22 protein-coding genes, 2 tRNA genes, 3 pseudogenes and 1 riboswitch are annotated in these 26646 nt (G+C 52.5%); of the genes and pseudogenes, 13 read left to right on the top strand and 14 right to left on the bottom strand.

Going from position 1 to position 26646, the window contains the following annotated elements; genetic code table 11:
* Positions 1 to 151: 151 nt before the first annotated feature.
* Positions 152 to 2065, bottom strand: a complete 1914-nt coding sequence (locus tag VSQ30_RS06525; RefSeq protein WP_334462893.1) for an S-layer homology domain-containing protein — start codon at positions 2063 to 2065, stop codon at positions 152 to 154.
* Positions 2066 to 2523: 458 nt separating this feature from the next.
* Here VSQ30_RS06525 and gdhA point away from each other — a divergent pair, with 458 nt between their 5' ends.
* Positions 2524 to 3855, top strand: a complete 1332-nt coding sequence (gene gdhA / locus VSQ30_RS06520) for an NADP-specific glutamate dehydrogenase (RefSeq protein WP_334462892.1) — start codon at positions 2524 to 2526, stop codon at positions 3853 to 3855.
* A 222-nt stretch (positions 3856 to 4077) separates the two neighbouring features.
* On the opposite strand, the gene VSQ30_RS06515 is transcribed toward gdhA, so the two are convergent.
* From VSQ30_RS06515 to VSQ30_RS06505, 3 genes are all read right to left on the bottom strand, one after another.
* Positions 4078 to 4335 carry a hypothetical protein gene (locus VSQ30_RS06515; protein ID WP_160642926.1) on the bottom strand — a complete coding sequence of 86 codons (258 nt, stop codon included), beginning with the start codon at positions 4333 to 4335 and terminating at the stop codon, positions 4078 to 4080.
* Between the two features lie 36 nt (positions 4336 to 4371).
* Positions 4372 to 5211 (bottom strand): protein kinase family protein, encoded by an 840-nt coding sequence (locus VSQ30_RS06510; protein ID WP_334462890.1) that lies wholly within the window; start codon positions 5209 to 5211, stop codon positions 4372 to 4374.
* A gap of 131 nt (positions 5212 to 5342) precedes the next feature.
* Complete coding sequence (locus VSQ30_RS06505) at positions 5343 to 7196, bottom strand: DUF2238 domain-containing protein (protein WP_334462888.1); 1854 nt, start codon at positions 7194 to 7196, stop codon at positions 5343 to 5345.
* Positions 7197 to 7663: 467 nt separating this feature from the next.
* Here VSQ30_RS06505 and VSQ30_RS06500 point away from each other — a divergent pair, with 467 nt between their 5' ends.
* The 6 genes from VSQ30_RS06500 to VSQ30_RS06475 all read left to right on the top strand — a co-directional run bounded on the left by VSQ30_RS06500 (position 7664) and on the right by VSQ30_RS06475 (position 11083).
* Positions 7664 to 8017: a winged helix-turn-helix domain-containing protein gene (locus VSQ30_RS06500; protein WP_160642929.1), complete on the top strand. Its 354-nt coding sequence runs from the start codon at positions 7664 to 7666 to the stop codon at positions 8015 to 8017.
* Between the two features lie 157 nt (positions 8018 to 8174).
* On the top strand, positions 8175 to 9014 hold the full coding sequence (locus VSQ30_RS06495; RefSeq protein WP_334462887.1) for an NYN domain-containing protein: 840 nt from the start codon (positions 8175 to 8177) through the stop codon (positions 9012 to 9014).
* Positions 9015 to 9161: 147 nt separating this feature from the next.
* Complete coding sequence (locus tag VSQ30_RS06490; RefSeq protein WP_334462885.1) at positions 9162 to 9611, top strand: hypothetical protein; 450 nt, start codon at positions 9162 to 9164, stop codon at positions 9609 to 9611.
* A gap of 12 nt (positions 9612 to 9623) precedes the next feature.
* Entirely contained in the window at positions 9624 to 10106 is a 483-nt protein-coding gene (locus VSQ30_RS06485) for an RNA polymerase sigma factor (protein ID WP_334462884.1), read from the top strand.
* Positions 10099 to 10824, top strand: a complete 726-nt coding sequence (locus VSQ30_RS06480; RefSeq protein WP_334462883.1) for an anti-sigma-I factor RsgI family protein — start codon at positions 10099 to 10101, stop codon at positions 10822 to 10824. The genes VSQ30_RS06485 and VSQ30_RS06480 overlap by 8 nt, the downstream gene beginning before the upstream one ends.
* Positions 10825 to 11006: 182 nt before the next feature.
* A tRNA-Arg gene (locus tag VSQ30_RS06475) sits at positions 11007 to 11083 on the top strand.
* A 147-nt stretch (positions 11084 to 11230) separates the two neighbouring features.
* On the opposite strand, the gene VSQ30_RS06470 is transcribed toward VSQ30_RS06475, so the two are convergent.
* From VSQ30_RS06470 to VSQ30_RS06450, 5 genes are all read right to left on the bottom strand, one after another.
* Complete coding sequence (locus VSQ30_RS06470) at positions 11231 to 11764, bottom strand: AAA family ATPase (RefSeq protein WP_305117601.1); 534 nt, start codon at positions 11762 to 11764, stop codon at positions 11231 to 11233.
* Positions 11765 to 11771: 7 nt separating this feature from the next.
* Positions 11772 to 12947: a methionine adenosyltransferase gene (gene metK, locus VSQ30_RS06465; RefSeq protein WP_502876206.1), complete on the bottom strand. Its 1176-nt coding sequence runs from the start codon at positions 12945 to 12947 to the stop codon at positions 11772 to 11774.
* An 88-nt stretch (positions 12948 to 13035) separates the two neighbouring features.
* Positions 13036 to 13137, bottom strand: a riboswitch (SAM riboswitch).
* A gap of 74 nt (positions 13138 to 13211) precedes the next feature.
* Positions 13212 to 13997, bottom strand: a complete 786-nt coding sequence (locus tag VSQ30_RS06460) for an inositol monophosphatase family protein (protein ID WP_334462881.1) — start codon at positions 13995 to 13997, stop codon at positions 13212 to 13214.
* The gene (locus VSQ30_RS06455; RefSeq protein WP_502876205.1) at positions 13997 to 15343 is read right to left on the bottom strand and encodes a replication-associated recombination protein A; all 1347 of its coding nucleotides are present in this window, start codon (positions 15341 to 15343) and stop codon (positions 13997 to 13999) included. Before VSQ30_RS06455 ends, VSQ30_RS06460 begins: the two co-directional genes overlap by 1 nt.
* Positions 15340 to 16032, bottom strand: a complete 693-nt coding sequence (locus VSQ30_RS06450; RefSeq protein WP_334462880.1) for an HAD family hydrolase — start codon at positions 16030 to 16032, stop codon at positions 15340 to 15342. The genes VSQ30_RS06455 and VSQ30_RS06450 overlap by 4 nt, the downstream gene beginning before the upstream one ends.
* A 197-nt stretch (positions 16033 to 16229) precedes the next feature.
* Here VSQ30_RS06450 and VSQ30_RS06445 point away from each other — a divergent pair, with 197 nt between their 5' ends.
* Both VSQ30_RS06445 and VSQ30_RS06440 read left to right on the top strand, forming a co-directional pair.
* Positions 16230 to 16724 (top strand): SEC-C metal-binding domain-containing protein, encoded by a 495-nt coding sequence (locus VSQ30_RS06445; protein WP_502876204.1) that lies wholly within the window; start codon positions 16230 to 16232, stop codon positions 16722 to 16724.
* 114 nt (positions 16725 to 16838) lie between these two features.
* Positions 16839 to 17957, top strand: a complete 1119-nt coding sequence (locus tag VSQ30_RS06440; protein ID WP_334462878.1) for a THUMP domain-containing class I SAM-dependent RNA methyltransferase — start codon at positions 16839 to 16841, stop codon at positions 17955 to 17957.
* 79 nt (positions 17958 to 18036) lie between these two features.
* Here VSQ30_RS06440 and VSQ30_RS06435 read toward each other — a convergent pair whose 3' ends face one another.
* Entirely contained in the window at positions 18037 to 19326 is a 1290-nt protein-coding gene (locus VSQ30_RS06435; RefSeq protein ID WP_334462877.1) for a peptidoglycan-binding protein, read from the bottom strand.
* Between the two features lie 625 nt (positions 19327 to 19951).
* Between VSQ30_RS06435 and VSQ30_RS06430 the strand changes: the two genes are divergently transcribed.
* Together VSQ30_RS06430 and VSQ30_RS06425 are read left to right on the top strand one after the other, a co-directional pair.
* A tRNA-Ser gene (locus tag VSQ30_RS06430) sits at positions 19952 to 20040 on the top strand.
* Positions 20041 to 20193: 153 nt separating this feature from the next.
* Positions 20194 to 23427: pseudogene (locus VSQ30_RS06425) on the top strand (GmrSD restriction endonuclease domain-containing protein); the annotation flags it as partial.
* Between the two features lie 51 nt (positions 23428 to 23478).
* Here VSQ30_RS06425 and VSQ30_RS06420 read toward each other — a convergent pair.
* The 3 genes and pseudogenes from VSQ30_RS06420 to VSQ30_RS06410 all read right to left on the bottom strand — a co-directional run.
* Positions 23479 to 23898 (bottom strand): annotated as a pseudogene (locus tag VSQ30_RS06420) (Y-family DNA polymerase); the annotation flags it as partial.
* Between the two features lie 23 nt (positions 23899 to 23921).
* A complete protein-coding gene (locus VSQ30_RS06415; protein ID WP_334462874.1) occupies positions 23922 to 24446 on the bottom strand; it encodes an ImmA/IrrE family metallo-endopeptidase in 525 nt (174 codons plus the stop codon).
* Between the two features lie 62 nt (positions 24447 to 24508).
* Positions 24509 to 24925 (bottom strand): helix-turn-helix domain-containing protein, encoded by a 417-nt coding sequence (locus VSQ30_RS06410; protein ID WP_334462872.1) that lies wholly within the window; start codon positions 24923 to 24925, stop codon positions 24509 to 24511.
* Between the two features lie 193 nt (positions 24926 to 25118).
* On the opposite strand from VSQ30_RS06410, the gene VSQ30_RS06405 reads away from it, so the two are divergent.
* Positions 25119 to 25364, top strand: a complete 246-nt coding sequence (locus VSQ30_RS06405; RefSeq protein WP_334462871.1) for a hypothetical protein — start codon at positions 25119 to 25121, stop codon at positions 25362 to 25364.
* A gap of 11 nt (positions 25365 to 25375) precedes the next feature.
* Entirely contained in the window at positions 25376 to 25990 is a 615-nt protein-coding gene (locus tag VSQ30_RS06400; protein WP_334462869.1) for an ImmA/IrrE family metallo-endopeptidase, read from the top strand.
* 103 nt (positions 25991 to 26093) lie between these two features.
* Here the strand turns inward: VSQ30_RS06400 and VSQ30_RS06395 are convergent.
* Positions 26094 to 26246, bottom strand: a pseudogene (locus tag VSQ30_RS06395) (ParA family protein); the annotation flags it as partial.
* Positions 26247 to 26646: the final 400 nt, after the last annotated feature.

The following is a 26646-nucleotide window of genomic DNA, read 5'->3' as shown; positions in this document are numbered from 1 at the left end:
TTGTGTTTGAATATTCCGCTATCTTTTCGTATTTTATGCTTCTATTTTATCGCTCTATTTTTATTTTCGCAAGAGATCTATTTATAAAAGGAGCCAACAAAACGCCTTTGCAGGAGTTTCATTGGCTCTCTTTACTTGTGTGTTTTTACTTTTAATGGCAGCCCTTCTGCTTGCATTTCCAGACGGCTGTGGGGTCTGTGGGATCCCACGTATGCCAGGAAGGGATCGTCAGGCCAGCAGGCTTTTTCAGAGGGCCGCTGGTCTCCTGGGAGGTGATGGTCACCTCTGTGCCCAGTTTGCAGTTGTCATATATCCACTTAGCATCCCGGCAGTTCAGGCGGATGCATCCAGCAGAGCGGGTATTCCCCAGGTGGTTATACTCGCCCACCTCCAAATCCATGTTGCTGTGGGTCCAGTTGGGTACAGAATGGAACAGGTAATTGCCAGAAATCTGGGTACACCACTGCGCCCAGGTGTTGCCAATCATTTGCAGCCAGCGATACCGGGTGGGGGTGCGGAAGTATCCTGTAGGAGTGCCGTAGCCGCAGGAAACACGCATGGCTTTTACTGGCACGTTAAAGGTGCTTCCTCCCTTTTCCTTGGCGTAGATAATCAAATAATTGGAGGGCTTATATACCTTGATATAGTAAGGCCCGGAAACCAGGCCCAGGGAGGAAATGTCATCCTGGATTAAGCCATTTACATAATAGCGCCGCCATTTTCCCTCGCTGCGAAAGCCTGTAAAAGCCGCGCCAGTGCTTCCGTCCAGCAGATATTTCACGCCCTGGATGGTCTGCATGCCCCGGAGAAATTTCCGGGTAGTGCCGTCCAGGTAATACCGCTTTCCGTCTTCGTCCTTTATCCAGCCGCTGGTGGGCTTGCTCAAATCCTCTTCATAAGCGCCCCAGGCCTCTGCGCCCTCCTCTGTCTTTGTAAACTCATGGGTAGTGGAAGCCTCTACAATGTGGGGATACATCCAGTTGGAGGGGAACACATCGTAAAAATTCTTGACAGTGGTTTTTTCCTTGATGCCCGGATCCGGCTGGCGGCCCAGCATCTTGTTCAGGATAACCACAGCCTCTCCCCGGACGATAGCGGCGTTAGGGCGGAAGGTGCCGTCCTCATAGCCGCTTATCCAGCCCTTGCTGTAAGCGGTGGCAATGTATGGCGCAGCCCAGGAATCGGATGAAACATCGGCAAAGGGGCAGGCTATGTCCTGAAGGGTGTCGCAACTGACCGCCATCTTCACAAATTCTGCCCGAGTGATGGAATATTCCCCTTTGAAGCTGCCGTCAGCATAGCCCTGCAAAATACCAAAGGCAGACATCTCATTTACCGCTTGGGCATACCATTTGCTGGCAGGCACATCCGGGAATCCCAGGACGCTTTCCCCGCTGGGAGCACGTAGCAGGTTATAAAAAAGCTGGGCGGCCTCGCTGCGGGTAACATTTTTAGTAGGCTTGAAGGTACCGTTGGCGTAGCCTTTTATGTAAGCCTCGTGGGTATCGGTTTGCAAAAACTCCGCCGCTGTACGGCTCCAACGCGCTGTGTAGGTGGTATTCTCTGTAACGGGCAGTTCGGCAGGCTCCACCATTTGACCGGCTTTGTCAAACCATCCCAGCACTTGGGCGGCAGGCAGTTCCGGAATCTGGGGCGTCTCCGGCGGCAAGGCCCCATCCTCTACTGTATACTCTTTCATGCCGAATTTACCCATCTGGAAGGTTACTGTATAAGTGGTAACCTCCGGCTCCTCCGGAATGTCTGGATCCCCTTCTGGATCTTCTTCCGGATCGCCGCCATCCGGGTTCCCTGGTTCCGGCGAAGGGCTGCTGTCAGGGGAAACAGGATCCGTTGCCTCTCCCCCCGGCTGGATTCCTTCCTCTGCTGCAAGGGGCGGGAGATCCTGTTGCAGCAAGTCCTCTAAAACAGAAGCGGATCCGCTTTCCGGGATTTCAGGCGCTTCCGCCGCTGAAACAGGGGTGCCTGCCAGCAGCAGACAGCATAACAGGGCGGCAAGAGGGCGTTTGCAGGCACTGGGGCGTAAGCCCCGGAAAAAGTGGGCCATAAAATTAACTCCTTATTCCTTGAGGTGGTATAGAGCCTGAAAAACGCATTTTTCAAGCTTCCGGCTGGCTGGTCTGCTTTATAGGCGTAAGCCAGCGCCGCTCTCATAAAGGGGATTTCTTCCTCACAATCCCCTTATCCCCGGCGGGATACAGAAAGCATTTAGATTATACCATAAGCCTGTACAAAAAGGAAGCCGAATTTTCGCAAAATCCAAAGTGATTTTTGCCTCCCCCGAACAGGCAGGGTTTCCTTTCTGCCGCTCGCAGGGTTATGCCCCTTATGGCTTTCACAAGAAGCGGCCCCCGCCTAGTGCTATTTTTGTACAAATCCCTATATTTGAAGCTCAAAACGAAATTATATAAATTGCTTCTTGTAAATTTCCCGGGTTTATGGTAAGATATACCCGTGTTTTTGCAGGATTCATGTAATCAACTTGCAATTTGGAGGGATAGTATTATGTCTTATGTAAGCGAACAGTTGGAAATTTTGAAGAAAAAGAATGCGCACGAGCCAGAGTTCATCCAGGCTGCCACCGAGGTGCTCACCTCTCTGGAGCCTGTTATTGAGCAGAATCCGCAGTATGAAGCTGCCGGCATTTTAGAGCGCATCACAGAGCCGGAGCGGCAGATCATGTTCCGGGTGCCCTGGGTGGACGATAACGGCAAGGTGCAAATAAACCGCGGCTTCCGTGTACAGTTTAATTCTGCCATTGGCCCCTACAAGGGCGGCCTTCGGCTGCACCCCTCCGTAAACCTGGGCATTATCAAATTCCTGGGCTTCGAGCAGATTTTCAAAAACTCCCTCACCGGCCTGCCCATTGGCGGCGGCAAGGGCGGCTCTGATTTCGACCCCAAGGGCAAGTCCGACCGGGAAATTATGGCTTTCTGCCAGAGCTTTATGACAGAGCTGTTCCGCCACATTGGCCCTGACACCGATGTGCCTGCCGGGGATATCGGCACAGGTGCCCGGGAAATCGGCTTCATGTTTGGACAGTACAAGCGCCTGAAAAATGCCTTTGAAGGCGTTCTTACTGGCAAGGGCCTGACTTATGGCGGCTCTCTGGCCCGCACCCAGGCTACAGGCTATGGCCTGCTGTATTTCACAAACGCCATGCTGAAAAAGAACGGCCATGATATCGAAGGCAAGACAGTCGCCATTTCCGGCGCTGGCAACGTGGCAATTTATGCCTGCGAGAAGGCCATGGAGCTGGGCGCAAAGGTTGTCACCATGTCTGATTCCACCGGCTGGATTTACGATGCCGAGGGCATTGATCTTGCGGCTATCAAGGAAATCAAGGAAGTAAAACGCCAGCGTCTCACCGAATATAAAAACTACCGCCCGGGTTCCGAATACCATGAAGGCCGGGGTGTGTGGAGCGTAAAGTGCGATATCGCCCTGCCCTGCGCTACCCAAAACGAGCTGCTGGAGGAGGACGCCAAAACCTTGGCAGCAAACGGCTGCATCGCTGTAGCAGAGGGCGCCAACATGCCCACCACCATGGAGGCCACAGAAATCTTGCAGAAGGCAGGCATACTGTTTGCCCCTGGCAAGGCCGCAAACGCAGGCGGCGTGGCTACATCCGCATTGGAGATGAGCCAGAACAGCCAGCGCCTTTCCTGGACTTTCGAGGAAGTGGACGCAAAGCTTAAGGGCATTATGGAGAACATTTTCGCAAATGCCGACGCAGCCGCCGAGAAATATGGCCATCCCAAGAACTATGTGGTGGGCGCCAACATCGCGGGCTTTGTGAAGGTTGCCGACGCCATGCTGGCCCAGGGCGTTATCTGATACCCCCTTCCCCTCTGGGGGATTAAGACCGTGGGACTTTGTCCCACACCCTACGGCCCTTTTTGGAAAAAGGGCCGGCCCAAAAACTGCTGTACCCCGCCTCATGGCCTATAAGGCCATGAGGCGGGGTACAATGGTTTTTTCGTCCACCTTTTTTCTCAAAAAAGGTGGCAGGGTTTGGGGCAGCGCCCCAAGATTTACCCCCAGAGGGGAAGGGGCGGATCAGAGCGCGTCAAACAGGCCCTGCAGCCAGGCGTCTGCCTCTTCCAAGCCCTGCTGGGTCATGGGAAACTCCCGTTCCTCCTTCTCCCCTGCCCGCTCGAAGCACAAATCCTTCCGCCAGGCATATGCTTTTAACTGTTCGTTTTCCTTGTCCGGCTCCACCAGATAGCGCAGCAGCAGGCCCGCCGCCAGATCCTTTGAGGCGCTTCCGGTAAAGGTGTTGCCCTCCGTAAAAAAAGTAAGCTTTTGCAAATCCATATGTTTCCTCCAAAGCAGGGCTTTCCCTGCTTTTTCTCACGTTCCCTGCCGAACCGCCTCTTCCCACCCGGCGGAAAAGGCCGCAATGGAGACAAAGCGCTTTTCGTCATAGCAGCGCTGCCTTTCAGCAGGGGTAAAATTCCCGAAAAAGCTGAAAAGCAATGCTCCCAGGGTGAAAACATTAGTGCGCTCGTCCACTGCCGCACCCAGGATATATTCCTCCGGGGCCTTAAAGCGTTCTGAACCGTAATACCCCTCCCCCGCCGTATTCACCAGCGGGGTCTTCCGGAACAGATCGATGTCGCAGATGGTTGTCCTGCCCCGCTTAAAGTCGTACAGAATGCTGGCGTCATACAAATCCACCGCCACGTATCCCGCCCGGGCCGTCTCCTCCAAAAAGGAAAACAGCGTCCGGCAGGCATCCAGCCGCTTTTCCACAGGCAGTTCCTTAAAGCGCCGGGCAGGCGGAACCACCTCCGGTTGGGCCTCATAATAGTCAAAATTCCAGTGGTCGTGGAGACAGTCCCCTTCCGCCCAGCCGAATTCCGCCACATACAGATTTCCCACTGGATAGTGCCTGCGCAGGCGGATAAGGGCCGGGTGGCGGATGTCCTCATAAACTTCCATAGCAGCTTTCAGGTTTTCCACCGCCTCCTGGGGTGTGCAGACGCTTTCCAGTGTCTCCAGCCCTGCTGCCTTAATGAACAGCTTTTCTTTTCCTGTGTCCACCCCAAAGCTGATGTTCCCGGAGTCGTTCTGGGAAAACGCCTGGAACACCCGGCCTATAGAGCTAAGCCAGGAAAAATCTGCAGGCCGCTTCAGGGAAAAGGCTGCATCGTCCAATTGTACAGTTACGCTTGCTTTGTTCTTGTTCATTTGTACCTCCCGGGTATGGCGGGAGGGCTATGCTTCTTCCCTCCCTGGTGCGTTGGCGGATGACGTTTTCATAGCTGCTATCCCCTTTCTTCCATAAATTTTGGCGTATCCAAATGATTGCTTGTTGTCTTTCATTTTTCCTCCCCTATCATAGTCAGCTTCTTCTGCATGGCTGCCAGATCTGTTTTATGGCTTCCCAGGCTGGGCCAGGTGTTCAGGCCGTCGCCCTTTTTCCGGGGAAGTATGTGGAAATGCAGGTGGGGCACGCTCTGCTGGGCGGCAGTGCCGCTGGCGTTTAAGATGTTCACACCGTCATAGCCGCAGTCCTCCACATAGTGGCGGGAAATCAGGCGCACCGCCTCTATCAGACGGGCAGATGTTTCCGGGCCGCTGGCGAAAAGCTCTCCCTGGTGTTCTTTGGGAATCACCAGTGTATGCCCGGGGGCATCCATGGCAATATCCAGGAAGGCAAGAACAGATTCATCCTCGTAAATTTTATAGCAAGGGGCCTCCCCTGCCACGATTTTACAGAAAACGCAGTCCTCTTTTGCCTGGGGAGAGGAATCCCCGGCGCTTTCCCCAATGCAGGATTCCATATATTGGGACACTATATATTTGTATTCCACAGGGCGGTCAGGCAGTTTCTCTATAAATTGCAGCATCTCTGCTTTTGACAGCCATTTTATCTCCGAAACTTCTTCCTTTTGCAGGGAAATTTCACCGCTGTCCGGCTCTATCCGGGCGAAAAACACATCCGTAAACATCTGCGGCCCTTTTTCCAGCCAGCGATATGCCTTCACCAGGTTTTCCAGGACCAGTTCAAGGCCCAGTTCCTCCCGCACTTCTCGCAAGACGCATTCAATGGCACTTTCCCCAGCCGTCGCATGGCCCATGGTAATATCCCACTGGCCAGGACGGGAACGCTTCGTCTCTGCCCGCTTTTGCACCAGAAACCGTCCCTGAGCGTCATAGAGGAACACATGCACCCCCAGCCGGAAATCGTCCTTATCCAGAGCGGCGCCCCGGGGCGCTGTCCGCCCTGTGGGCCTGCCGTCCCGGGTGTAGATGTCAAAGAGTTCCTGGTTTTCCGCGTCCTCCGGCCCCTCTAAGGGAATAGGCGTAAGCAGGTTAGGCTCCTCCTCTGCCTTAGGAACAGGCAGCTCGTGTTCCTTCAGGCGCGGGATGAAGTTGGGCGCAAACTTTCCCCGGCCCCGGCCCATAATATACAGCATGCCAATGAAGGAAAACACCACCGCGCCGATAAAGTTTACCAGCAGATCCTTCATGGTGTCGTGCAGGCCAATATCAATATAGCCGGGCCAGACTTCCCCATTTATGAGGATGCTTTCCACCGGCACTGTAACAGCGGCGTTACGCCCGTCGGGGTTTAACAGCACTGAGGTGACGGCTGGAATATAAGTATCCTTCTGCATGTCCATGCGGAAGAACACGTCCATGCCATACTCGAAAAATTCCCACAACACGCCGATGGTCATGGAAAAGCAGAAGGCCACCACCGCCACGAACACCGGGGACAGCCGGATGCGGAATTTCCGGGAGCGGTTTAAAATATCCACCATGGCAAGGCCGATAGCCGCCATCAAAAAGCCGTTTAAAGTATGGAGGGCTGTGTCCCAGAAGGGGAAGCGCAGGTAATATTCCGATATTTCCCCTAGGATTTCCGCCGAAAAGATAAACAGCAGGATAATAACCTCCAGGACGTTGGGCACGTCAATGTGCAGGCGGCGCTCCACAAAGCTGGGGATTAAAAACAGGAACAGGGTAAGGCCGCAAAGGAACACGTCATACCATTCCCGGTTAAAGATTTGCAGAACCATCACAGCGATTACCAGCATCCGCAGCACTATATAGGTACCAGCCAGCACCGGATGCTCTTTTACCTCCTGCTTTAACCTGGCGCGCTCCTTTGCAGCCTGCATCTGCCTTTCTTCTTTTGTAAGCTTCAGTTTTTTCTTCTTTGCCATAATGCCATCTCCCCTTTTCCCTTTCATGCCTTATTTTAACACAAACCATAGAAAGTTAAAAGCGGAAAAAGAAATTATTTCCTTTCTGCTGGACTAGGGCTTGTTTGAAAATAGAGAAAGTGCCGAATTTTTGAGACAAAACGGGGTGGTTTCAAGGCGGAAACCGCAAGACAGGCTGTCGCCTGTCGAGGATTTCCAACACAGAAAACGCACGTTTTGGACAAAAAAACGGTGTTTGCGATTTTTCAAACAAGCCCTATTCTAATATGACAAATTATTTCAGCCTTTTTTCTGAATTTTTTATAAATATACTTGACATAAAGCAGACTTTAAGGTTTAGAATTATAATTGTATCTACCATGGGGATGGCGTTTTGGTAAAGCGTAAAAGTGCCGGCATCCCCGCGTTTCTGCGTTCTTATGGCTGCAAAGAAGTAAGAATCCGCATGTTTTGAGGGAGGGGAACATATGCAATCTGTTTGGCTGGAGGGGCTGGAACTCCTCTGTTCTAAAGACCGGGCCACCTTGGGCGGGCGGCAGTTGGAGCTTTCCCATATGGAGCGGCAGCTTCTGCTGTTTTTAGCCCAAAACCCCGGCGAGACGCTGACCCGGGAGCGCCTGCTCCGGGAGGTGTGGGGCTATGCCGCTATGGGCGCTACCCGCACCATAGATTCCCACATAAAAAAGCTTCGCGCCCACATGGGCAGCCAGGGGAAGTACATTGTCACCGTCCGGGGCCAGGGATACCGGCTGGATCCGCCTGCCGGGCAGGTGCTCACCTGCGAGTGCAGCCAGTGCGACGACTGCTGCGCCGCTTCTTGAAAATTGCGTCTTACTTGAAGGAAGGCCGGCTGTCTGCCGGCCTTTTGCTTTTGCCCCTCCCCCATTTTACGCGCTTTGCAGGCACGCGCAAGCTTGCTTTTTCCAACGGGATGGCTTATACTTATATTTAAGAACAATAGAGCGAGGAGATGCTTTCATGCCCCATGACAGCAGGGTAGCCGTGCTGATAGACGCGGACAATGTTTCATCCAAGTACATCAAAATTATTTTAGACGAGATTTCCAAAGAAGATGGCGTTGCCACCTACAAACGCATTTATGGCGACTGGACGAATCCGGCGCTGGTTTCCTGGAAAAACGTGCTGCTTGACAATTCTGTGCTGCCTGTGCAGCAGTACAGCTATACCACCGGGAAAAACTCCACAGATTCCGCCATGATTATTGACGCCATGGACATTCTCTATTCCGGGAAGGTGGACGGCTTCTGCCTGGTTTCCTCTGACAGCGACTTCACCCGGCTGGCTGCCCGGCTGCGGGAGTCTGGCATGACGGTGCTGGGCATGGGGGAAAGCAAAACGCCCAGTTCCTTTATCTCTGCCTGCAACCAGTTCAAATATCTGGACATTTTAGCCGCTAACGAAGAGGAGGAAGGCGAGGAGCCTGTCAAAGCCTCAGAGCCGCCTAAGAAGCAGCCTGCCAAGCGCACTGCGAAAAAAGCGCCCCAGAAATACCGGACTGCTAAAGAGGAGAAAGCACCGGAAAAAGGAGAACCCAAGAGCCCTGAGGAGCCGCGCACCAGCCTGCGCACCCTGCGCCGGGCCTTGCGCACGATTGTCCGGGAAAACTCCGATGAGGACAACTGGATTTTCATCGGAAAGGTGGGCAATATCCTGGGCAAACGCTATCCCGACTTTGACGTGCGGAACTTTGGCTTTTCCAAGCTTACCCCCTTCCTGGACTCCCTGGATATGTTTGAGATAAAGTCGGAGCGCAAGGACAGCAACAGTTCCCCTCAGATGTATATTAAATTGAAATAAGAATCTGTAAGTCCGGGCTTCCCATGCCTCTAAGAAAATAAAAATTTCAAAAAAATTTTTCTGGGATGCATGGATTTCCCTTTTCCAAACGTATTAGAGATGAAACCGCTAAACGGCTAAACGGCAAAAAAGACTGGAGGAATGAACATGAAAAAACTTTTAACAGGATTTGCCGCAGCAGCGCTGGTGCTTACGTTTACCGCCACCAGTGCTCTGGCAGCGTCCCATCACGGCAGGGCTGTGGGCCGGGTATGCAACGGCCTTCAAACGGGGTGGACACGCCCCATCTGCTCCTTTGTGGACAGCAACGGAGACGGTATCTGCGACAACTACGGCAATGGCAACTGCCACCACGAGGGCTGTTTTGTAGACAACAACGGGGATGGCATCTGCGACAACTATGGCGGCGGCAACTGCCACCATGAAGGCAATTTCGTGGACAGCAACGGCGACGGCGTCTGCGATAACTATGGCGGCGGCAACTGCCACCATCAGGGCCAGGGCTGGGGCAACGGAAATGGGAACGGCAGCGGAAACGGCAACGGCTGGGGCGGCGGCCACCATGGCCAGGGACACGGCGGCCATCATCGCTGGTAAGTTCTTCCCTGTATGCGCAGCGAGCAGGAGGCGGCACGGGCAATAGACCTGTATGCCGATATGGTACGCAGGCTTTGCCTGATACATTTGAAAAACCAGGCCGACTCGGAGGATATATTTCAAAATGTGTTTATGAAGTATGTCCTCAGCACTGCTGCGTTTGAAAATGAGGAACATGAAAAGGCATGGTTCATCCGGGTAACCTTAAACGCTTGCAGGGATCTGCTCCGCAGCTTTTTCCGTACACACACAGTACCCTTGGAGGAATTGGTGGATCTGCCTGCCCAAGCCCCGCCAGACACCCGCTGGGTGCTGGAAGCTGTGCTGGGCTTGCCGGAAAAATACCGGGATGTGTTGTACCTGCATTACTTTGAAGGCTATACAGCCCCGGAAATGGGGAAAATTCTACATAAAAACACCAATACAGTGTATTCACTGCTGACCCGCGCTAAAAACCTGCTGCGGGAAAAGCTGGGAGGTGACGGAAATGGTTGACAGGCTGCAAAACGCTTTCGCTGCTGTGAAGGCCGAGGAGTCGCTGAAGGAAAAAACTCTTGCCGCTGTTTCCCGCAGGGCCGGGAAGCGCCGGGCCGCCCCCCTCCTCTGGGCAGCGGCTTGCCTGGCAGTTTTTCTGGGGCTGGGCGGCGGCCTGTTCTTTACGCCGGTTTCCGCCATCAGTGTGGATATAAACCCCTCTCTGGAGCTTTCCATCAACCGTTTTGACAGAGTGATTGGCGTGGAAGGCTACAACGAATATGGGAAGAAAGTGGCCCAAAGCGTCAGTTTGCTTTTTGCCGATTATTCCCAAGCCCTAGACACTTTGCTTGCCAGTGAAGGCATCCGGGACTGCTTGGAGCGCGGAGAGGCTTTGTCCATTTTTGTGGCCTGCGACGATCCCAAACGCAGCGGTGAAATGCTGAAAAAGGTGGAAACCTCTGCTGGCAGCGGGCGCGGTGTCCACTGCCAAACTGGAAACATGGCCGACTCCGCCGCTGCCCACGAAGCCGGGCTTTCCTGCGGCAAATATCTGGCTTTCTTGGAACTGCAGTCCCTGGATTCCTCTGTCACGCCGGAGGACGTGCAAGGACTGACCATGCGGGAAATCCGTCAATGGATAGCAGAGCTTTCCGGCGAACCTGTCTCTGAGCAGGATTATGAAACAGGCCATGGACATGGAAAGGGCTGCCGCCATCACCATGGGCAGGACACGTAATGGGGTTTATCCGCATATTATTGGGAAAAGGAAAGATACCCCCTGTTTCTTGGGTTCTTTCCTTTTTTCTGCGGCAACTTGCGGAATATTACAATCTCAGAAAAAGTGCTTGACAAAGTTCTTTCATTGTCGTATAATATATTACGGTGATTGGAGCGAAATGCTTCTGTCAAAAGTTATATGCGCCAGTAGCTCAGCCGGATAGAGTGTTTGGCTACGAACCAAAAGGTCGGGGGTTCGAATCCCTTCTGGCGTGCCAGGAAAACCTAGGAAACTATTTGTTTCTTAGGTTTTTCTTTTTGTTTCAGCGCAAAGCGATTTCTCCAGTCTAAAACAATATAACGAGGAGCCAGCGCAGCTTTACTGCCACGCCGACCCCTCGTTAAAATGCTTTCTTACGTATCCCCTATTTGAGATACCCTTCTCTAAAAAGTTCTAAGGGTAAATGATACTCCCCTTCTATCAGGGTATAAGGCAGGCCACAAGCCTTGCACCCAGCCTGCCATGCGGCATTCCCCTGGATAGCTGTCTCTATGGAAAAACCTCCGTCCTCCAGACGCTGTTCCACGTCATTTGCGTGGGCCTGCATGGCGGAGAAATTTTTCCGGATAAAACCTTCGCTGAGCACCAGACAGCAAAAACGGATGTGCCGCAGGTATTCTATCGTAAAGCTTTCCTGCCAGTTGAAAGGGATATAACAGCCCTCCACAATCAGGTGCTGTCCGTTTTCTATGGCTGTCTTGACCATTTCCGCCGCTATAGGCCAGAGGTACGCGGTAAGCTTATCATCGTCCTCCGGCGTAAGGCTGGTCTGCCCACTGCGGATAAGCCCCATTTTCAGGAGGTCTAAAGATAAACAGCTATACCCATATTTTTCCACAAGCTTTTGGGCCAACACGGTTTTTCCCGTATGGGAGGCTCCCGCAATTAAAACCACCATAGGATTCTTACTTGACAGCCTCCAGCAAGGCGTCGATGCGGTCGGTGCGCTCCCAGGCCACACCCAAGTCTTCCCGGCCCATATGCCCGTAAGCGGCAAGCTGGCGGTAGATGGGTTTGCGGAGATCCAGCTCCTTGATAATGGCAGTGGGCCGCAGGTCAAACACCTTGCGCACCGCCTCGCTGAGCTTTTCATCGCAGACAGTGCCTGTGCCGAAGGTATCCACCATAATGGAAACCGGGCGGGCCACGCCGATGGCATAGGCCAGCTCTACCTCGCACTTTTTGGCAAGGCCGGCAGCCACAATATTTTTAGCTACCCAGCGGGCTGCGTAAGCAGCAGAGCGATCCACCTTGGTGGGATCCTTGCCGGAGAAAGCGCCGCCGCCATGGCGCCCATAGCCGCCATAGGTATCCACGATAATCTTCCGGCCTGTCAGGCCGCTGTCCCCTACGGGGCCGCCGATAACGAAACGCCCGGTGGGATTAATATAGATGCGGGTCTGCTGATCTACCAGCCCGGCGGGCACGATGGGCTTAATCACATGCTTTATCATGTCTTTTTTCAGTTTCTCCAGCTTCACGTCCGCGTCATGCTGGGTGGAAATGACAATGGCCTCCACCCGCTTGACCTCGTCCCCCTTATATTCCACTGTCACCTGGGTTTTCCCATCAGGCCGGAGATACTTGAGGGTGCCGTCCTTGCGCACCGCCGCCAACTGCTTTGCCAGCTTGTGGGAAAGGGAAATGGCCAAAGGCATATACTCTGGCGTTTCATCGCAGGCATAGCCAAACATCATGCCCTGATCCCCTGCGCCAATAAGGCTGTTCTCATCGGTTTCCCCGTTCTTCGCTTCCAAAGACTCATTAACGCCCATGGCAATGTCCGGAGACTGTGCGTCGATGGAGGTCATCACGCCGCAGGTGTTGCCGTCAAAGCCGCAGGCCGGATCGTCATAGCCGATATCCTTCACCACTTCCCGCACCACAGCGGGGATATCCACATAACAGGAGGTGGCAATCTCCCCCATCACATGGATCATGCCGGTAGTGGCAGTGGTTTCGCAGGCCACATGGGCCTCCGGGTCTTTCTCCATAATGGCGTCCAGCACCGCGTCGGAAATCTGGTCGCACACCTTGTCGGGATGTCCCTCGGTTACAGATTCGGAAGTAAACAGCTTCATGAAAATCATCCTTTCGTTATAATAATCCAAGCCTCAGTAAACCCCGAATCAAGAAAAGGGCACCTCGAAAAACGAGGGCCCTTTTACCGCCTCATCTTTCGGTTTACACCGCAGGAATTGGCACCTTGCAGCTTGCGCCACAGGTTGCCGGGCATCACAGGGCCTGTCCCTCCGCCTCTCTTGATAAGGATTTATTCAGCTTTTATCTTATTATAGCACCCCATATGCCTCTTGTCAATGGAATACAGGGAAATTTGTTGAATCTCACAGTCTGGCAAAATGCCGCCGGGCAATTTCCGCCAGAGTGCCATAAACCGCCGGGCTGCCAGCTATCACCGCCATGCCCTTTTCGTAACCCAGCGGCCCTTCTAAAGAGCCTGCCCTGGCCCCTGCCTCCTCCAGGATGACGGAAGCGGCGCAAAAATCCCAGGGGGACAGGATGGCTTCAAAGAAGCCGTCGCTGCGGCCTGCCGCCACATAGCACAGATCCAGGGCGGCAGAACCGGATCGGCGCACATCCCCGCAGAGGAGAAACACCTCCTGCACCGCCGCAAAGGTCACTTCTGCCCGTTCCCGGTAATAGGGAGAGGATCCAAAAGCGATTAAGGCATTTTCCAGGGGCACTTCCCCGCAGCGGATGGGCTGTCCGTCGCAGAAGGCGCCGCCGCCCTTTACAGCGGAAAACAGCTCTCCTGCCCACAGGTCATACACAAGTCCCATCACCCCTGTGCCGTTCTGCACCAGGCCCACGGAAATGGCGCAGGGCCTGTATCCCCGCATGAAATTGGTGGTGCCGTCGATGGGATCGATAATCCAGTTCAACCCCGGCTCCAGCTTGTTTTGGGCCTGCTCCTCGGCAAAGAAATGGGCCTCTGGCAAAAGCTCCCCCAGCTTTTCCAGCAGAAATTTCTGGGAGGCAATGTCAGCCTCTGTCACAAAATTGGCGTGGCCTTCCTTGGTGTATACCTGCGGGTGCCGCAGGGAACGCACCAAAGCCCCTGCCTCCCTTACAATCCCTGCCGCTTCCTGCATAAGCCTTTGCAAATCCATCAAGTTTTCTCCTCTTTGTGTATTTTTTGCTGTCTTTCCATCTTCCAGGCCCGGATTTTTTCCAGGCGCTCCTTCACCCTGCCCTCCAAGCCCTGGGCGGTAGGCTCATAATACTGCCGGCCCAAAAGGGAATCCGGCAGGCACTGCATGTCCGTCAGCTTTTCCTCTGTGTCATGGGCATATTGATACCCTTCCCCATAGTGCAGCTCTTTCATCAGGCGGGTGGGGGCGTTGCGGATAACCAGGGGCACCGGCTCTGCCAGCATGTGCAAAGCATCCTTTTTGGCGGATTCATAGGCCCTATAGAGGGCGTTGGACTTAGGGGCAACGGAAAGGTACACTACAGCCTGTGTGAGATTTACCGTACACTCCGGCATGCCGATAAAATGGCTGGCCTGATAGGCGGCAGTACACAGTTCTAAGGCCCGGGGATCGGCAAGGCCCACATCCTCGCTGGCAAAGCGGATAAGCCGCCGGGCCACATAGAGAGGGTCTTCCCCCGCCTCCAGCATACGGGCCAGCCAGTACACCGCCGCGTCCGGGTCGCTGTTGCGCATGGATTTGTGCAGGGCGGAAATCAGGTTATAATGCTCCTCCCCGTTTTTGTCATAGAGCAGGGATTTCCGGTTCACGCACTGCTCCAGTATCTCCCGGGTTACCGTCACCCTGTCCCCTTCCCTGCGGGCATTTAATACCACCATCTCCAGGGTGCCCAGGGCTGTGCGGGCGTCGCCATTTGCAAAATTTGCAACGATTTCCAGCATGCCCTCCCCCATTTCCACCTGCTCCCCTCCAAAGCCCCGGGGATCCTCCAAGGCCCTTTTCAGCAGGGAAACCAGATCTTCCGCAGAGAGGGCCTGAAGCACGAACACCCGGCACCGGGACAGCAGAGCGGCGTTTACCTCAAAGGAAGGGTTTTCCGTAGTGGCCCCAATGAGCACAATGCTGCCCCGCTCTACAAAGGGCAGGAAAGCGTCCTGCTGGGCCTTGTTGAAGCGGTGTATCTCATCTACAAAAAGCAAGGTGCGCTCCCCTAATAGGCGGCTGCGCTCCGCGTTTGCCATCACTTCCTTTATCTCCTTGATGCCGCTGGTGACGGCGCTGAAGTTGATAAAATTCGACTGGGTGCGCCCGGCAATGATACGGGCCAGGGTGGTTTTGCCCACCCCTGGAGGCCCCCAGAAAATCATGGAGGACGCCTTATCCTCCTCTATAAGCTGGCGCAGGATTTTCCCTTCCCCTAAAAGGTGCTGCTGGCCGCTGAATTCCGAAAGGGTTTGAGGGCGCATACGGGTGGCTAAAGGCGCGTCCAGCGGGCCGGGCTGGAAAAAGCTTTGCTGTGTCACAGGCTCTCCCCTCCCAAAAGGCTTTCCGCAATGGGCAGAAGCCCAGTTAAATCGGAAACCGTATAGCGCGGAGCAAAAGCACCTGGATGTTCCCCCTTACGGTTCACCCAGCAGGCCGGAATGCCTGCCGCCTGCGGCCCTGCTACGTCATTTGTAAGGGAATCCCCCACAAAAAGGACTTCCAGGGGCCTCAAGCCCAACTGCCGCAGAATCTCTGTATAGAAGCGGGGATCCGGCTTATAGCAGCGAAGGCTTTCCGAGGTGAAAAGCTTTTTCATGGGCAGGCCGCCCCGGCGCAGATCCTGCTGCAAGGGCGCTGTATCCGTAATGGAGCCAATGCACAGCGGCACCTGCTTTTCCAGCGCCTCCAGCACAGCCTTTGCCTCTGGATAAGGCCTGCGGCAGCCTAAAATCCCAAGCATAATTTCCACGTCCTGGTCCGGCTCCCCCTCTATGCCATATTCTTTATAAAGCGCCCGCAAATCTAAATGGTAGATGGCCTCTTCTGTGAGGAAAGGCCCCCCGCTGTCCATGTGCCGCTGGTGCAACTGCTTCCAGCGGGCATAAAAACCAGACGGAGAAATATCCTGCCGCCCGTTTTTTGCCAGTATTTCCCCGGCAGCGTCTACAGAGCCTGTACCCGTACACAGCAGCGTCCCATAGGCGTCAAAAATAATGGCTTTCAGCATCGCAGCCCCTCCCCTGTCGCTTTTTTCCATTATACGCCCAACCTGCCAAAAAAGCAAACGCGGAAAACTGTTTGATAAAATCAATGGAACAGACATCTCTCGACAGGGAAGGAATTGACAGAAAGGAAAAAAGGTGCTAAGATTTCCAGTAAGGATATAAAATCCATTTGAAAAGATGAAGATTAGGAGTGATGAATGTGGCTTTGCTGGCACAATGGCAGCAGTATGCCGAAGAAAAGCAGCAGGAGCAGGGTGCAAAATTCTGGCAGGAGTATTTTAAGCTGGAAACAGAATTTTACAAACGGATCCTGGAAAGCAAACCCCGGCGCAATACGGTGGAGGGGTATGCGAAGAAATACAGCGTGGATTTAATGTCCATGATGGGCTTTCTGGACGGCATCAACGACAGCCTGAAGGAGAAAAACAATTTGGAGGCCCTGGAGGCAGATTCGGAAGTCAATCTGAACTATGACAAGGAACAGCTTTATAAAAACATGGTGGAAGCGAAGGCAGACTGGCTGTATACCCTTCCCCAGTGGGACAAGCACCTGACCGAGGAGCGCCGCCAGGAGCTGTACAAAGAGCAGAAGCGCTCCAAAACCGTGGTGAAAGGCCAAAAGGTGGGCCGCAATGATCCCTGCCCCTGCGGCAGCGGGAAAAAATATAAGAAGTGCTGCGGCCGGGATGCATAAAGCCATACATAAAATTTGGCAGTGCCCGGCTGAAACGGAAAAAGTGCGTTCCTTTGCGGGATAAGCGGGGGAACGCACCTATATTATACAGCATTTTGGTGAAAGGGGAATTGCATGGAAAAAATGAGGCTTTGTGCCCCCTGCTTGTTGGGGCTGGAGGGCTTGGTTGCCCAGGAGCTGCGGGAAATGGGCTGCGAGGACGTGCAGGCGGAAAACGGGCGGGTGCTTTTCTCCGGCGGCTGGAATATTCTTGCTAGGGCAAACCTGCGCCTGCGCTGTGCGGAACGAGTTCTGGTGCTGCTGGGAGAATTTGAAGCCCGCAGTTTTGAGGAGCTTTTCCAAGGCGTGCAGGTGCTTCCCTGGGAGAAGCTTCTGCCTGCAGACGGGGAGTTCCCTGTAACCGGAGCCAGCTTGAACAGCCAGCTCCACAGCGTGCCCGACTGCCAGTCCATCATCAAAAAAGCCATTGTCCGGCGCCTGACTGACGCCTACCATATCTCCTGGTTTGAGGAGACAGGGCCTCTGTACCGGGTGCGGTTCCGCATTTTAAAGGACAAAGTAAGCCTTATGGTGGATACCTCTGGGGCAGGCCTCCACAAGCGGGGATACCGCCCGGCTTCCACCCAGGCCCCTATAAAAGAAACCCTGGCGGCGGCTTTGGTAAAGCTTGTCCGGCTGCGGCCCGACGGCCATTTTCTCGATCCCTTCTGCGGATCCGGCACCCTGCTGATAGAGGCCGCTATGGCAGCCCGCCGTATGGCCCCCGGGCTTGGCAGGCGGTTTATCGCGGAAACCTGGACAGGGGCAGACAAGGCCATCTGGAAAGAGGAGCGGAGCCTTGCAAGGGAAATGGCCCTGCCCAGGGAAGGCTTTTTGGCGGAAGGATTTGATATCGACCCGGAAGCAGTGTCCCTCACCCTGGAAAACGCCCAGCGGGCAGGGGTGGGAAAACATATCAAGGCCCAGATACGGGATATAAAGGACTTTGCCTGCGCCGATCCGTACGGCTGTGTGGTGTGCAATCCGCCTTATGGAGAGCGGCTGCTGGACGTTTCCGCGGCCCGGGATCTGTGCAAAACCATGGGTCGGGTGTTCACCCAACAGCGGGGCTGGAGTTATGGCATTATCACCCCGGAGGAGGACTTTGAAGATCTTTTCGGGCGGAAAGCAGACAAGCGGCGGAAATTATACAACGGCATGATCAAGTGCCAGTTTTACCAGTATTTTAAATGAGCGCTGCGCAAAATGAGACAGGATATAAATATCCCCGCCTCACCCGGCGGGGATATTTTCATACAGTAAAGCAGCGGGCCTAACTTTCTTCCGGGGCCTGGGAGGTTTCCACAGGCGGCTCTGAAGATACAGCGCTGTCTGCCTCCTCCCCCTTCCCCTTTGCGGTGCGGGAGAAAAGCCTCCGCTGGGTGTCGGCATCGGCAACGCCGGTTTCCTCCAGGCCGTTGGCTTTCTGGAATTCAGAGACGCACCGGGCCGTATATTCCCCGAAATGCCCGTCATATTCCCTGTCCAGATATCCAAGCTCTTCTAAACGGGCCTGCAGCTTCTGCACTTCCTCCCCCTGATCCCCCTGGGCCAGGGTTTCATACTTGGTATTATCTTCTGCCTCGGCCTCGCTGGCTAAAGCCGAGCCTACAGCAGAATCTATTTCCTCTGTAGGATCCGTCACCTGCATGGAATTTTCCTCCAGCAGTTCTGGAAACACCAAGGAGCTTATCTCGTAAGCAGTTTCAATAACAGTGCGGCCCTGCCAGGCCATCAGGCTGGGATCCATTTCAAAAACCTTGTTATCCTTCACTGCCTGGGAATCCTGAAAACGGCTGTCCCCTAGAATCTGCTCCTTCAAGCCTGGCGGGCAGAAAATGGCGTTGGGATTGGAGATGCGCAGGGTGTCAAAATCGTACATGCCCCCCTGCAGGCTTTTGAAAACATTGGTCACGCCGGAATACGTCATGATGGTGCTGCCAAACATGTCTCCTGTTACAGCGCTGCTGTCCAGGTCATACAGGTAACAGGCGGTGGTGACCCTGTCGCTGGGCACAATGCGGTTAATAGCGTCCAGCGTGAGAAAAATATCTTGTGCCACCCGGATTCCCTCGTCATGGCCCGCGCCGCCGCCAGCCAAGGCGGAGGACACCTCGGAGTAAAGGCGCTCGAAATCCTCGCGGTCTGTAGCGGGGGCAATGGAAAGCACCGTAATGCCTGCCTCCTCCAGAGCGGAAGCGGAGGCGCCGCTCTCCGCGTCCAGCAGCACCAGATCCGGGCCGGCGTCTATGATAGCCTGGGCATCGTCCCGGGAAAGCTTGTTTAAATCCCGCAGGCTTTCCTGGGTACACTCCTGGGCGCCGGCAGTCAACTGGGTTTCATAGCCTAAAGCCAGCACCACATCAGCCAGACTGGGAGAAAGCACCACCACTTTCTGGGGCCGGGCAGATATGGTTACGCCAGCCACCTCTACCGGGAATTCACCAGCAACGGCCACGCCGGAAACCATGTTCCGCACATCGGAACAGCCTGCCAGCATCCCGCAAATTAACGCAAAGCAGAGCAGCAGGGCCCCGCCTCGTCTGCTGAATCTTTTTATCATATACACTTATCCAACTCGCTTTCTACAAGCAGAATAGACCGGCAGCAGTGAGCCTCCCGGCGCTTAACATGGCACCTTTTTCACAGAAAGCCCCATGTCTTGTGTCTATTCTACAACTTTTTCCCCTCCCCTGTCAACCTTCCACCAAAAATACTTGACTTTTTAAAAATAAAAAGCTAAAATAAGAAAGATTGTTGAGGCCAGTTTGAATGTAGGCTATAGATTTTATGTGAAGGTCTTAAACAAGGTTAACTGCCTATAGGGAGACGTATCGAAGTGGTCATAACGAGCCTGACTCGAAATTCTGTGGGGTGAGTGGAACGGGAGAGGCCGGAAAGCCTTGAAAGCACTGGGAATTTTGGAGTTGGGAGGACAGAGATTTAGCCGAGTTCTAACGAGAATTCTAAGATAATAAACGACACAATTTTATATACGGAGATGTACCCAAGTGGTTGAAGGGTCCGCACTCGAAATTCTGTGGGGTGAGTGGAACGGGAGAGGCCGGAAAGCCTTGAAAGCACTGGGAATTTTGGAGTTGGGTGGACAGAGATTTGACCGAGTTCTAATAGAAATTCTAAGAATAATCAAATAGCTGTTGACCTGTGATATTCAGGTTAATATATTTGGAGACGTATCGAAGTGGTCATAACGGGACTGACTCGAAATCAGTTGTACCTCACGGTACCGTGGGTTCGAATCCCACCGTCTCCGCCAAGGCGGTTCGTACCGCGCAAGAGAGCTGCAAGGGAAACTTTGCGGCTCTTTTCCATAAAGGCCGGAGATGGGGAACGAGTTTGTCTTTTGCACGACAAAAACGTAGAAGGAGGAGTCATTGTGAGAGGTTCAGAGTCCAGGCTGATAGAATATATGGAAGGGGCTAAAAAGCGCTTTGTCATCCCGGTCTACCAGCGGAACTATAACTGGAAAACGGAAAACTGCAAACAGCTTTTTGACGATCTGCTGAAAATAATCCGGAATGGGAGAAAAAGCCACTTCTTTGGAAGCATCGTGTCGGTCTTTAACCCGGATGGCCGCTATACCGAGTTTCTTGTGATCGATGGACAGCAGCGGCTTACTACCGTGTCCCTCCTGCTCCTTGCCATATACAACTTAACAAAGGAAGGCGTGATCATTCCGGCCACACCCTCTTTGACCCAAGAAATCTATGAGGGGTACCTTGTGGACAAGTTCCAGCCGGAGGAGACGCGCATCAAGCTCAAGCCTGTCAAGAATGACCAGCGCGCGCTGGGAAAGCTGTTTGAGGACAAAAAGGAGCACATAAAGGATTCCAACCTGACAGCAAACTACAGCTATTTCTATGACCGCATCCAGAAACAGGAGATTACCATCGATGAGCTTTTTGACGCAATTTGCAGGCTGGAGGTCATTGATATCCGGCTGAACAACGAGGATAACCCCCAGCTCATTTTTGAAAGCCTCAACTCTACTGGCCTTGATTTAAGCGAGGGCGACAAGATTCGCAACTTTGTCCTGATGGGTCTACCTTCAAAGGAACAGGAAGTCTATTATGAAAAGTATTGGAACCGCATTGAGGAGTGCACAGGCTATGATGCCAGCTCTTTCATTCGAGACTATCTCAGCTTAAAGCAGCAGTCCATTCCCTCACAGAAGCGCGTCTATGTGAATTTCAAAGAGTATGTGGAGCTGGGTAAAATGGAAACAGAACCTTTACTCAGAGAGCTCCTCGGGTATGCCCAGCGGTATCAGGTCTTGCTGAAAGGCGGCACCGCAAGCAAGGCTTTGAATGCTTGCATCATCCGTCTGAATCGTTTGGAAACAACGGTCACCCGGCCGTTTTTCTTGGAAGTCCTGCGTCTGCACGATGAGGGTACTCTGAGTATTTCAGAAGTCACGGAGATTTTTCTGATTGCCGAAAATTACCTGTTCCGCCGGAACATCTGCGATTTGCCCACCAACGCCCTGAACAAGATTTTCCTTATGCTGCACCGGGAGATCACCCGCTATGACGGCACGGAAAAGGATTATGTGGATAAATTCAAATACGCGCTTCTCTCAAAAAAGGAAAGGGCGCGTTTCCCGGATGACGAAGAATTCGGCGCAAGCTTTACGGAGCGCCAGGTCTACCAGATGACCAACAAAAACAAGGTTTACATTCTGGAGCGCCTGGAAAACTATGGCACGCTGGAAGACAAGGACATTTATGCCCACTGCGACGATGGAACGTATTCCATCGAACACATCATGCCCCAACATCTCACACCCGCGTGGATCAGGGAGCTTGGCGAGGACTATGAACAGATACACGAGCAGTGGCTGCATAGAATCGCCAACTTGACGCTGACCGCCTATAACTCTGCCTACAGCAACAGCTCCTTCCTTGAAAAGAAGAGCATGAAGAATGGTTTTGATGACAGCGGCCTTCGGATGAATACATATATCAGCAAAAAAGAGAAATGGACCCTGACAGAGTTAGAGGACCGCAGTCAGTATCTGCGCGGGCGGGCCATTGAGATCTGGGCGGCGCCTGTTACCACTTTCAAGCCGCAGGAAAAGCAAATGGACACCTATACTTTGGATGATGACGAGAATTTGAGCGGCCGGACGATTATCCGGTTCCGCTACAAGAACGCCGAACAGCCGGTGACCAGTTGGGTGGAGATGTTCCAGAAGGTGTTTCAGATCTTGTATGCAGAGGACAAGTCCGTCATAACACGGCTGGCAGTATCCTCCGATGAAAACATCGGCTACCACTTTTCCATAGGCCCCCATGAACTGCTTAAATCGGTGGAGATCGGCGATGGGATTTATGTGTTGACAAATACAAGCACACAAAGCAAGCTTTCTGTCCTGAACCGTGTATTCAAGTTATATGACGCCGACCCTTCAGACCTTGTGTTCTATCTCCGGGATGAAAGCGAGGCCCTGGAGGATGAGAATGGCCCACGTTATGCTCTGAGGAGGCAGTATTGGGCATACGCGCTGCCGATTATTAAAGAGGCCCACGGAGAAAACGGCCCTTTCAGCAATGTCAATCTAAATGAGTTGTCCACAGCAACCAGAGAAAATCTTAGATCTCTGGGTTACGGGGATCGGACAATCTACATGGTAAACAGCATTTGGAGAGATTTGGAACAATTTCTTGGAAACAGGAGCAACTCGCCTTTTCTCCCCATATATGGGCTGGAATATCTGCATGAACGAATCGGATACCCGGAATGCTTACAACGGAAACTTACGCCAGATGAGCGCGACTATATCCGGGCAGTTCGGATGCTGACATCATTCCAGGAATCTGGTGAAGTGCCATGTGTACTGAAACGAAACAGAAACGAGTGGTACGAGCCAGTCAAAGATGTCCGCAATCATTACATTCAGCACTGTGAGGAAATATACAAAACTCACGCGACACAGCGGAGCAGGATTGCGGCCGCAGACCGTTTTATGCGAATCGTGATAGTAAACAAGCGGACTGCATGGGAAGATATTTCAGCTAAGACTATTTCTGAATATGCAGCAGGTTTGGCAGAATACGCAAAAGCCACAGTAGAGGTGCATTTAAGAGGGCTGAGATTTTTTCTGCGGTTTCTTTATGAGAAAGGGATTGTTCAGCAGGATCATACGGCCTCAGTCCCCAAAATGTGCTGCAGCACAGGCGAACGGATTCCTCATATGCTATCTGCCGAACAAGTAAACACACTGTTGAACTCTATTGACCGGGGAAATCCCATTGGAAAACGCAACTACGCAATTATCGTGATGGCTGCTTGCCTTGGGATGAGAGACAGCGATATCAGTAATTTGCAATTTGAGAATATTAACTGGGATAGAAGCACGGTTTCATTCTTTCAAAAGAAAACCAACCGATTTCTTGCGCTGCCGCTGCTTCCAGTGGTGGGAGAAGCCATAATAGACTATCTGAAAAATGGCCGTCCCCAAACTGACAGCAAATATGTTTTCGTAAAGCACCGTCCGCCATTCCGCCAGACGGTATCATTTTATTCAGTTATGAGAGCTGTGCTGGAGAACTCAGGCGTAAAATTGACGGGGAATTCTACGAAAGGACTTCACATTTTACGTCACAGTTTAGCGAGCGAACTGATCCGTCAAGGGGAATCGTACAATACGGTATCCACGATTTTAGGCCATGCCAGTATCGGCTCCACAAACGCATATAGAGTAGACCAAGATATCATCGAAGGAGACATAGCGCATATAGATTTCAACTATGCTTTTGCTGTAGTCCATGTAATAAGCCACTCGTGGCGGCGCAATAACAAGGTCAAGTTCCAGCGTCGGGTCTTTTGCCAGCTCCGAGCCATAGATTGATTTGCCCCTGAACCGGTGTTCGGGGGCTTTTCTTTGCCTTTCCCTGTTTACTTCCTTGATACGCTGCTTGGCTTCAAAGAGCCTTGCTCGACCGGATATGCCATGCGCTTTCAGGGCGGGAGAGACGGCAAGGCAGATGGTTTTGTCTGTTCTGCTTTCGTCCGCAACAACAAGGTTGGCGTCAAGGGGATCGAGACCTCTTTCGGCGCACTCCACCGAAGCGTAAAACGATTTTAAGTCGATAGCTATATACTGCTTCTGCATACGCTTCGTTGTCCTCCCATGTTTTATTTATCGAACCGTAAAAAGTCGTTCCGATGTTCCTGCGGTCTGAGCCTGTACCCCTGTGAGATAAGAGTGTCTGCCTTTAGAGCGACAAGGTTCACATCGGAGTGTAAGGCAGCGGCTATCTGCTGCACATCGTAGCCTTGCTCTGCCAAGTCCAAAAAGTCGTCGTCTGGGAGTGCAATCTGCGTGGCAAAGATATTAGCTTCATATTCCATTCTACTGTCCCGAATATCAAAGATATTAAACTCCTCAAAGCCGCCAACTTGGGTGGCTTCCTCTCGGTGCAGAGTGTCATGCCCCAGCTCATGGAGAAGCACAATGTTCTCCATAATAGGGTGCAAATCCTCTTTCACGAACATAAAACGGTTTCGCATGATGACCTTGTAGGCACCACGCTGAGCCTTAAAAGGACAATAGAGAACCTCAATACCGAGTTCGTCTGCTATCTTGTGGGGGTCACGAGTCCCACATTGTCGTACAATATGGTTGGCCTTGCGAACGATCTCGGAAGTGGAGGCATACATTGACCCTCACCTCTTTCCACACTGTGTAAAGTATAAACTGGTCTGTGTACCATAAACGGGACTTAGCCCTGAGTTGTGTCCTGCTCCTTATAACGCTTAGGAGCATACTTCTTGTTCTTCTCCTTGGCAATCCAGTATGCGTCTGTGATGGCTTTCATCATCACATCCATATCCTCCTCAGCCATTTCTCCGCCGGCAAACAGGCCGGTAACCTCTGCCATGAGTTGTTCAGCCTGTTTTGCGCCCCTTGCACCATACCTTTCTCCTGCTTCAGCTATAAGTGTTCCGCTCTCGCCAAGAATATCATAAACCGAGACTTCCAGTGCAGTTGCCAGCTTTTTAGCGTTGTCAAACTGCGGACGGCTATTCTTTTCATAGTTTTGAATCATACGGGTAGAAAGCCCCGAGAGCTTGGCAAGCTGCTCCTGTGTTAATCCCTTTTTTTCTCTGATTTCTTTGAGCCGCTCATTGAATGTCATAATGATTCTCCTTCAACTATGTATGTGTCTATCCAAGGATACGAAACTGGCTTCGTAAAAAAACTATTGACACGAAATCGGCTTCGTGATGTAATCTGCTCAAAACACGAAATCAGATTCGTGAATATATCTTACATCACGAATAGGTTTTCGTCAAGCCTTTTTTATGTTTTCTGCGAAATGAGGTGTTGAGATGGGTAGAAGAAAGGTCTATGTGACTGTAAATGCCGAACATAAACCGGATGGTTCGTGCTGTCCGAAGACTATAAAGATGGCTGATGAGGCTGAGTATGAGATAGACAGAGTTCTTCAGGTATGTCGTGCAGCCTCTATGGTCGGAGGTCGTGGCGTTAGATATACCATCAGGATAGGACATAGCGAGACCCATCTTTTCGACGAGCAGAATGGACGCTGGTTTGTAGAGGCAAAGTTTAACTAAGGAGGACGACATTGAAGCGTTTATCTCGGAATGACCTTGAAGCAATCGGTGAATGGGTGATTCGAGTGTACATGAAGCTGCCAGAGGTTAAGGGACAGCCGGTATATCGGATTTATCCTGAAATCCTTGTCAAGAGCCTGCTGGGTCTGCAAATTGATTATCAGCATCTCTCGATAGATGGGACAATCCTTGGACTGACATCTTTTGAAAGTATAGGTGTTGAACTGCCGGGGAATGAGGAAACTGGAGAGGTCTACTTTTTGGATGGAAAGACGATTCTGATTGAAAGCGATTTGAGAGACGATGTAGAGCAAACAGGGCGGAGGAACTTCACAATAACCCACGAAGCAAGCCACCAAGTCCTGAAAATGCTCTACCCATCAGATTACGGGGTGAAGTCCCATGAAGAACCAATCCATTTTTGCAAGGCGAATACAATGCGGAGAAAACCTATATCAGATTGGGAAGAATGGCAGAGTAATGCCCTGAGTTCGGCCATGCTTCTTCCAAGACATCTCGTTGAACAGGCTATGGGCTTATTCGGCGTACAAGGGAAAATTCGCATACTGAACAAAATCTTCGCCCGAGAAGAGTATGAGTATTTGGAGAAGGCATATTCTATATGAAAGTGCAAGGGTGCGATTTCCACAATCGCATCTTTGCCTTTCAGCAGTGATAAGGTGTATCTTGGTGGCACATCAAAGAACAGGAGGGTGTTATCAAGATGGCAAGGCAGGTGGTAAGATCGCCCTGCGGGTCTGCGTCAACGAGCAATACCTTCTTGCCGTTCATGGCAAGCCCGATGCCCAAGTTGACCGCCGTAGTGGTCTTTCCCACGCCGCCCTTCTGGTTGCAGATGGCGATGGTTTTGCAGTCGCTCATTCGGCTTACCTCCTTTCTCTTAGATACATAGCCGCCCGCTGCGGCTATGTAATGTGCTTTATTTGTCCACGACACCCCAAGCACAATGGGAAGTCATCAGGCGCTCGGCTGCTAACCAAGTCCATAGGAATCTCACCTCTGCCGGGTTCTCCGCCAGCCCCGTAGGGAAGTATCATTAACCCTGATGCGTTTCATCGCCTTATCCGTAGCAATCGGATATTTCAGAATAGTTCGGCATCGCTCTCCCTCCTTGCTTTCCGTCATTACCCTTTCGGGCAGGAGGATCATGGCGCACTTTCATACGGCTGAGGGTTTCCCCTCCGCTCAGGAACGACCTGATGAATGTGTATTCAGTTTTCAAGGAACTCGTGGGGCGTTTTTGCCTCACACCCCTCAACAG

The organism is Acutalibacter sp. JLR.KK004, from assembly GCF_036941085.1.
Taxonomy (GTDB): Bacteria; Bacillota; Clostridia; order Oscillospirales; family Acutalibacteraceae; genus Acutalibacter.
The sequence above is the reverse complement of the archived record's forward strand: the minus strand, read 5'-3'. Positions and strand labels throughout refer to the sequence as shown.